The 6718-nt window shown below is 64.3% G+C and carries 5 protein-coding genes; 3 read left to right on the plus strand and 2 right to left on the minus strand.

Annotation, left to right across the window (positions count from 1 at the left end):
• The first annotated feature begins 269 nt into the window (after window positions 1–269).
• Both ACFU8Q_RS37655 and ACFU8Q_RS37660 read left to right on the plus strand, forming a co-directional pair.
• Complete coding sequence (locus ACFU8Q_RS37655; protein WP_384463500.1) at window positions 270–926, plus strand: hypothetical protein; 657 nt, start codon at window positions 270–272, stop codon at window positions 924–926.
• Window positions 927–1149: 223 nt separating this feature from the next.
• Entirely contained in the window at window positions 1150–1338 is a 189-nt protein-coding gene (locus ACFU8Q_RS37660) for a hypothetical protein (RefSeq protein WP_384463503.1), read from the plus strand.
• A gap of 300 nt (window positions 1339–1638) precedes the next feature.
• Here the strand turns inward: ACFU8Q_RS37660 and ACFU8Q_RS37665 are convergent, their stop codons facing one another.
• Both ACFU8Q_RS37665 and ctaD read right to left on the minus strand, forming a co-directional pair.
• Complete coding sequence (locus tag ACFU8Q_RS37665; protein ID WP_384463506.1) at window positions 1639–2028, minus strand: cytochrome c oxidase subunit 4; 390 nt, start codon at window positions 2026–2028, stop codon at window positions 1639–1641.
• The gene (gene ctaD, locus ACFU8Q_RS37670; protein WP_384463509.1) at window positions 2025–3734 is read right to left on the minus strand and encodes a cytochrome c oxidase subunit I; all 1710 of its coding nucleotides are present in this window, start codon (window positions 3732–3734) and stop codon (window positions 2025–2027) included. The genes ACFU8Q_RS37665 and ctaD overlap by 4 nt, the downstream gene beginning before the upstream one ends.
• Window positions 3735–4400: 666 nt before the next feature.
• Between ctaD and ACFU8Q_RS37675 the strand changes: the two genes are divergently transcribed.
• A complete protein-coding gene (locus ACFU8Q_RS37675) occupies window positions 4401–6041 on the plus strand; it encodes a cytochrome bc complex cytochrome b subunit (protein ID WP_384463512.1) in 1641 nt (546 codons plus the stop codon).
• The last annotated feature ends 677 nt before the right edge of the window (window positions 6042–6718 follow it).

A 6718-nucleotide genomic window follows, 5' to 3' on the forward strand; every position in this document is an offset into this window, starting at 1 on the left:
TGCACACAGTCGGCAAACCAAGCCCCGCGAAACGACGGACGAAGAAGTCAACGACCCCGCGTCCACGCCGCACAGGTTAAAGATCAAGCTAAGGGCTGTCCCGTAATCCCTGGTGGATCAGCGCGCGGCGTCAGATGCGGTGCATCGCAAGGCGGAGGGGCGCTCGAATACTGGCTGTATTCGGGCGTTCCGACAACGCGGCGAGGTGCCGTAGCTGTCGTCGTGCGCCCACCAGGGATTACGGGACAGCCCTTAGCTAGGATCACGGCATGGCGAAGCGCAAGGTGCACCGGAGGGCCAAGCAGATACTGGGTGCGGAACCCTCGGCCCTGGTGTGGTGCAGCATTCCCCGGGCCATACCGAAGCCACCCAAGGACGTGCACCGGGCGGCGGGCAAGGGGCGACTGACGGGCCGTCACCACTGGATCGTGTACGTGGGCGCGGTGGTGTTCTGTGCCGTCATCATCCCGCTCTATCTGATCGACATGCTCGGGAAGCAGATCGACCGGCTGTTCGCGGGCCGACTGCGGAGCAGCAAGCCCAGCCGGAGGACAGAGACAACGGCCGGCGACCGCGGTCCCGGGGACGGTATCTTCGATGGCGACTGGAATCTGGCGGCCGGTCAGCTGATGCTGCGTTGGTTCTCGCAGTCACCCAGTCCGCGTCGGCTGGTCCTGCTGGACCGGGACCGTATCTGTGTCGCGGCCTCGCCACGCCGCCGTCTCGCAGCCACCAGGGCCGACGACTTCCAGATCGTGGCGGAATTCAGGGCCGACGAGGCATGCATCGAGGCAGAGTTGGGGCAGCCGCGAGGCTTCGCCGCATTCCGCATCCGCTTCGCGGACGGCTCCTGGCTGGAGCTCGGCGATCTGGCTGAGCCCGAGGACGGCGACCACTTCCTGCGGACGGCGGTGGCCGAAACGTAGGAGTGTTTTCGACAGAGTCCGAGGGGGCCATTGCGGTGGTTGGAAAGGCTGACTCAGCGCTTTGCGGAGCTGGCGCCGCCGCGAGAAGCCTCTCCCGAGGATCGTAGCTGGTATCTCAAGCGGGCCGCGTCCGGCTCGTTACGCTCGCGCTGGACTCGGGAGCGGAGGGGGCCGGCACGGACAGGCCGCGCGGGTCCTGCGCCGGTTCCTCACCACCACCGGCATGGACCGGGCCGAGGCCGAGCAGGCGGTGGAGAGCGCGATCGGCGGCCGATTCGAGAGCTGGGTCGCCCCTGGACGGGCGCTAATCGAATCTATTGGTGAGGACCTCGCCGTCGGCCTCACCGGCCATGCCCCCTACCGGGACCGCCGTGAGGGGGCGGCCCTGGAGGATCTCCATGACCGCTACTGACAGCCATTCGACCTGGCTGCGCGTGCGCCGCGAGACCGACTGGCACCAAGCACGCGCCCTGCGGCAGATTCTGCGATGGGTTCCGGGCGTGGTGCGAAGGGCAGGTCCGCCGGCACGACCCCATCCGCGCAGAGTGCCTGCTCGCCGCCCACACCCACCGATGCCGCACGCCGCGCCCTGCTGGACTTCACCTTGCGGGCCGGAGTGCACGTGCACACCGTGCGCATCTGGCGGGGCCGGTTTGCCGACCTGGGTTTGCCCGGCTTCGCCTACCGTCCGGGACCGTCCTTGGCCCTGCTCTCAACTCTCGCGCCCGGCGTACTGGAAGACAAGCCCGCAGACTCCCCCAGCCAGAACAGCGAATCCGAGCAGCGCCAGCCACAGTCCGTACACGACGCCGATGGCCAGTACCGCGCTGCCTGCGGCGACCACCACGGGATAGATGCTATGCGGTGGAAAGAAGCCCAGCGCGCCAGACCTTTCGAGGATCTCGGCATCTTTTCGGTCCTCCGCCCGGATTCCCTTCCTCCGGTATGTGCTGCCGAAGTAGAACGCGACAAGGGAAGCCATGATGAAAGCCACGGTAAGTGCAGCGACTCCGGCAGGCTCCTTCGACCACACAGCGTAGAGCACATCAGCCACAAGGAAGAACAATGCGACTCCGGCGAACAGACAGGCCTCGATCTTCACGCAATACCCTCACCGGTCGGGTCGGGAGTCGGCTTGACTTGCCCACGTTCACCTCGGGGCTTCCCCATCACCTCAGGGTGGTTCATATCGAAAGTTGGCGAGTCGGAACGTACACGCGGCAGTGCACGGAAATTATGTCGCGGCGGCGGACAGGATGTTGCCCATTCCAGGGAACGACTGAATCCCCATGGATCGTCGACCGTTACCTTCGATCCATAGTGAGTGGTGTGCCAAATGTTGTAGAGAAAAGGAAGCGTGGAGAGACCCAGCAGAAAAGAACCGATTGATGAAATCGTGTTCAAGAGAGTGAAGCCGTCCGCCGCAAGATAATCGGCGTAACGTCTGGGCATGCCCATTTCACCGAGCCAGTGCTGAACGAGAAAAGTGGTCTGAAATCCAATGAACAGGGTCCAGAAATGGATCCTGCCCAGACGCTCATTGAGCATGCGCCCTGTCCACTTCGGCCACCAGAAGTAGAACCCGCCGAACATGGAAAAAACGACGGTGCCGAACAGTACGTAGTGCAGGTGTGCCACGATGAAGTAACTGTCCGTGACATGGAAGTCCAATGGCGGGGAGGCGATCAAAACTCCACTGAGGCCGCCGAGCAAGAACGTTGCCAGGAAACCCAATGCCCAGAGCATCGGCGTTTCGAACGATACGCTCCCGTGCCAGATCGTGCCGATCCAGTTGAAGAACTTGACCCCTGTCGGGACGGCGATGAGGAATGACATCAGGGAGAAGAAAGGCAGGAGCACGGCACCCGTGGCAAACATGTGATGCGCCCAGACCACTGCGGAGAGTACCGTGATCGCGGCGGTGGCTCCGACCATTCCTACGTATCCGAAGATAGGCTTTCGGCAGAAGACCGGAAGGATTTCGGTCACGACCCCGAAGAAAGGCACCGCGACAATGTAAACCTCGGGGTGGCCAAAGAACCAGAACAGATGCTGCCATAGCAGCGCACCTCCGTTGGCAGGGTCAAAGACGCGAGCGCCGAATTTACGGTCTGCTTCCAAAACCAACAGGGCCGCAGTTAGGACAGGAAAGGACAGCAGCACGAGAACGGCAGTGAACAGCACATTCCATGTGAAGATCGGCATGCGGAACATAGTCATTCCTGGGGCGCGCAGACACACGATGGTGGCGATGAAGTTGACGGATCCGAGAGTGGTGCTGACCCCAGCCAGTACCAAACCCATCGCCCACAGATCACCTCCTGCCCCCGGGGAATACACCGGTCCGTTCAGTGGGGCATAGGCGAACCACCCGAAAGCGGCTGCCCCACCGGGGGTGAGGAAGCCGGAAACGACAATCAGCCCGCCGAAGAGGTAAAGCCAGTAACTCAGTGCATTGAGACGAGGGAAAGCGACGTCCGGTGCGCCGATTTGCAGGGGCATCACTGCATTGGCGAATCCAGAGAACATCGGCGTCGCGAAAAGCAACATCATAATCGTGCCGTGAATGGTGAACAGCTCGTTGTACTGCGCACTGCTGACGATCTGGAGCCCAGGACGCGCCAGCTCGGCCCGCATCACCATGGCCATCATTCCGGCCAGAAGGAAGAACCCGAAGGCGGTGACCATGTACAGATTGCCGATGACTTTATGGTCCGTCGTGGTCAGCCAATCCCTGATCCGGTTCCCCACCACGGTGCGCTCGCTCGGCGCCACAACTTCTGGCGTATCCAGGTGGCTGTGGGCCATCCGTGGGACCTCCGTTCGCCGGTGGTAGGACGGGCGCGTGCTGCCGTCTCAGAATTTTCGCGACGGCGCCGCATGCTATTGCCATCGCCTCCCGACGACGGAACACCGCCACCGCGCGAGCTCAGAAAATGCCCGTATGGACCAGGTGCGAGCGATGCCTGACGCCGGAGGCGTACAGCGAGCTCCTCCGGAAGACCGAAAGACGCAGATTCGTTCATATAGCCTTCTCCTTCGAATATCCGTGGCGGGCACGTCGGAGTGCGGAGACGGCATGGGCGCCCGACGCTGTCGTTGAGCAGCTGTCCGAGCCGATCGAAGAAAGTGAGCCGATCACGGGATTGCGAACCAAGTACGCCGCGGGCCCGGAGCTCGCCGCGGCGCTCGTAAAGCGGAAGCAGGCGAACCAATTGAAGGAGCCACGGGAGCCGGCGCTTCTACGCGGCGGCCTTCCCAGTCGCCACCAGACCTGGTTATCGGCTTCCACGGAGCGGGCGGGCACGCGCCGAACACACCGATACGAATCCTCCGCCTCCCCTGGCGATGCCGCCCTTACGCTCGCTGCACGGCTTGGCGTGTGAGGCTCCGCCAGACCGGGCAGCCGATGCGCCTGGCCTCGCCGAGCAGGCTTACCAACCGCTGGAGCATCCAGGAGGGCAGGAGCAGCTCATGATTTTCTTCCGGCGGACCCGGCTGAGGGTACGTGCCATGGAGCGGCGCACACGGTTCGCCGCCGGACGGGCCGCTGAAAATCTGGACGCACGGCTTCCTGTCAGTGAAGGCGGCAGCCTGTTGCGCAAAGCATTTCCGGACCACTGGTCCTTCCTGCTGGGCGAGTTGGCGCTCTACAGCCTCATCGTGCTCATCCTTACAGGGGTGTACCTCACGCTGTTCTTCAAGCCGGAGATGCGTGAGGTGGTCTACGGCGGCTCGTACATGCCGCTGGACGGAACCCGGATGTCGCAAGCATTCGACTCCACGCTGCGCATCAGTTTCGACGTCCGTGGGGGGCTGCTCATGCGGCAGGTGCACCACTGGGCGTCGATCGTCTTCGTTGCTGCGATCGGGGTGCACCTGCTGCGGGTCTTCTTCACCGGGGCGTTCCGCAAGCCCCGCGAAGTCAACTGGGTGATCGGCGTGACCCTCTTCCTGCTGGCACTGGCGGAGGGTTTCGCCGGCTACTCCCTCCCCGACGACTTGCTCTCGGGCACCGGTCTGCGGATCGCGCAGGGCATCATGCTGTCGATCCCGGTGGTGGGGACGTACATCAGCATGTTCGTGTTCGGCGCAGAGTTCCCTGGCGAGGACATGATCACCCGGTTGTACGGAGTACACATCCTGCTTTTGCCGGGGCTGCTCGTCGGCCTGCTCACGCTCCACCTGATCCTCGTCTTCTACCTGAAGCACACCCAATGGGCGGGCCGGGGCCGCACCAATCGCAACGCAGTGGGCAAGCCGCTCTTCCCCAACTTCGTGGCCACGTCAGGCGGGCTGTGCTTCATGGTCTTCGGGGTGCTGTCGGTACTCGGTGGGATGGCTCAGATCAATCCGATCTGGCTGTACGGTCCCTACCGGACCAACCACGTGTCTACGGGCTCCCAACCGGATTGGTACGTCGGCTTTCTGGAGGGCGCGCTGCGGCTCGTGCCGCCGTGGGAGACGACGGTGGCTGGTCACACCGTGATGTGGAACGTGCTGCTGCCTGCGTTGCTACTGCCCCTCGTGCTGTTCGCCGCACTGTACGCGTATCCGTTCTTCGAGGCGTGGGTTACGGGTGACCGGCGTGAGCAACATCTGTGCGACCGGCCGCGCGACCGGCCGGTGCGCACCGGATTCGGAGTGGCCGGCATCGTCTTCTACGGGGTGTTGTTGCTGGCCGGAGGCAACGACGTGGTGGCCTACACATTTGAGATCTCGCTCAACGCCCTGACATGGTTGCTTCGATCGGCGCTGGTCGTGCTGCCGTTCCTCGCCTTCATCGTGACCAAACGGGTATGTCTCGCGCTGCAGGAAGCCGAGCACAAGAGACTGACCGAAGGTGAGGAGACCGGTCAGATGCGCCAAACGGTCGAGGGCGGCTACGAGGAGGAGAGCCGACCGGTCGACGAAGCGGAGCGGTACGTACTCCTGCGCGCGAGCCTGCCCGATGCAAGAGGGGTGCCGCTGGCGCTGGAGGGGAACGAGCAGCGGGACGGACGGCTGAGGGTGGCGCTCGCCCAATGGTTCAGCGCGATGTCACCGGCGCAACGTCAAAGTGCGCAGGACGCCGGTCGACAAGATCGCCCGGCGGGTGACTCGCCGGAACCATGACTGTCGGCGTACTGGAAGTCCATGGCGAACGCAACCAGTTCGGGCGCCTCATGCCGAGCAGCGCCAACCACAGCCCTGACGACGGCGATCTGACGGGGCACTGCCAGGGGCGCAGACACGAGGCTTGAGGGCGCCTCCGGCCCAGACTTGTCCGGGCGATCATGTCGGGCTGCTCGGCGGCCCGGGGATGACGGCCAGCCGAAGCCGAGGGTGGGCATCGAAGTCCTCTTCAGGTTTTCGCGGGCGTCGTAGTCGAGACGGGGTGACATCACAGCCTCCCACTCACGTGTGCTGGTGGCGGTCGTCGCTCTGACCGAGATGCTGGTGCCCCTCCCGGCACCCAGCACGCACTCCCCCAAGGCCTTGAGGGCCAGGGGACCCCCTTCCGCGTTGGCCAAAAGCCCTGGTAGCTCATTCCCCACCGTCCGCACCCGTGCCGTCCGCCGCCGGTTCCGGCCGCCGCTCCCGCCGGTCCGGATTCCGGAACCCGCACCGGAGTGGACGATTCAGGAGGCGCGGAAGCGAGCAGACGAGAACCATGGACTCCACGCCGCGAACCATCGCCCGAGCATCCGCACGACCCTTCCGTCCGCGCGGGCGCGGAGCGGCCGGTAGGAGCCGCGGGCTCCGCCGGTACGCCCTCGTCCCGGTGGCGGTCATGTCCCTCGCCATGGGCG

The sequence above is a fragment of the Streptomyces sp. NPDC057543 genome, assembly GCF_042801895.1.
Classification (GTDB): Bacteria; Actinomycetota; Actinomycetes; order Streptomycetales; family Streptomycetaceae; genus Streptomyces.

Bases quoted from the DNA above. Each gene is read 5' to 3' on its own strand.
- ACFU8Q_RS37655 (WP_384463500.1), top strand. From the start codon at position 270: ATGGCGAAGCGCAAGGTGCACCGGAGGGCCAAGCAGATACTGGGTGCG.
- ACFU8Q_RS37660 (WP_384463503.1), top strand. From the start codon at position 1,150: ATGGACCGGGCCGAGGCCGAGCAGGCGGTGGAGAGCGCGATCGGCGGC.
- ctaD (WP_384463509.1), bottom strand. From the start codon at position 3,734: ATGGCCCACAGCCACCTGGATACGCCAGAAGTTGTGGCGCCGAGCGAG.
- ACFU8Q_RS37675 (WP_384463512.1), top strand. From the start codon at position 4,401: ATGATTTTCTTCCGGCGGACCCGGCTGAGGGTACGTGCCATGGAGCGG.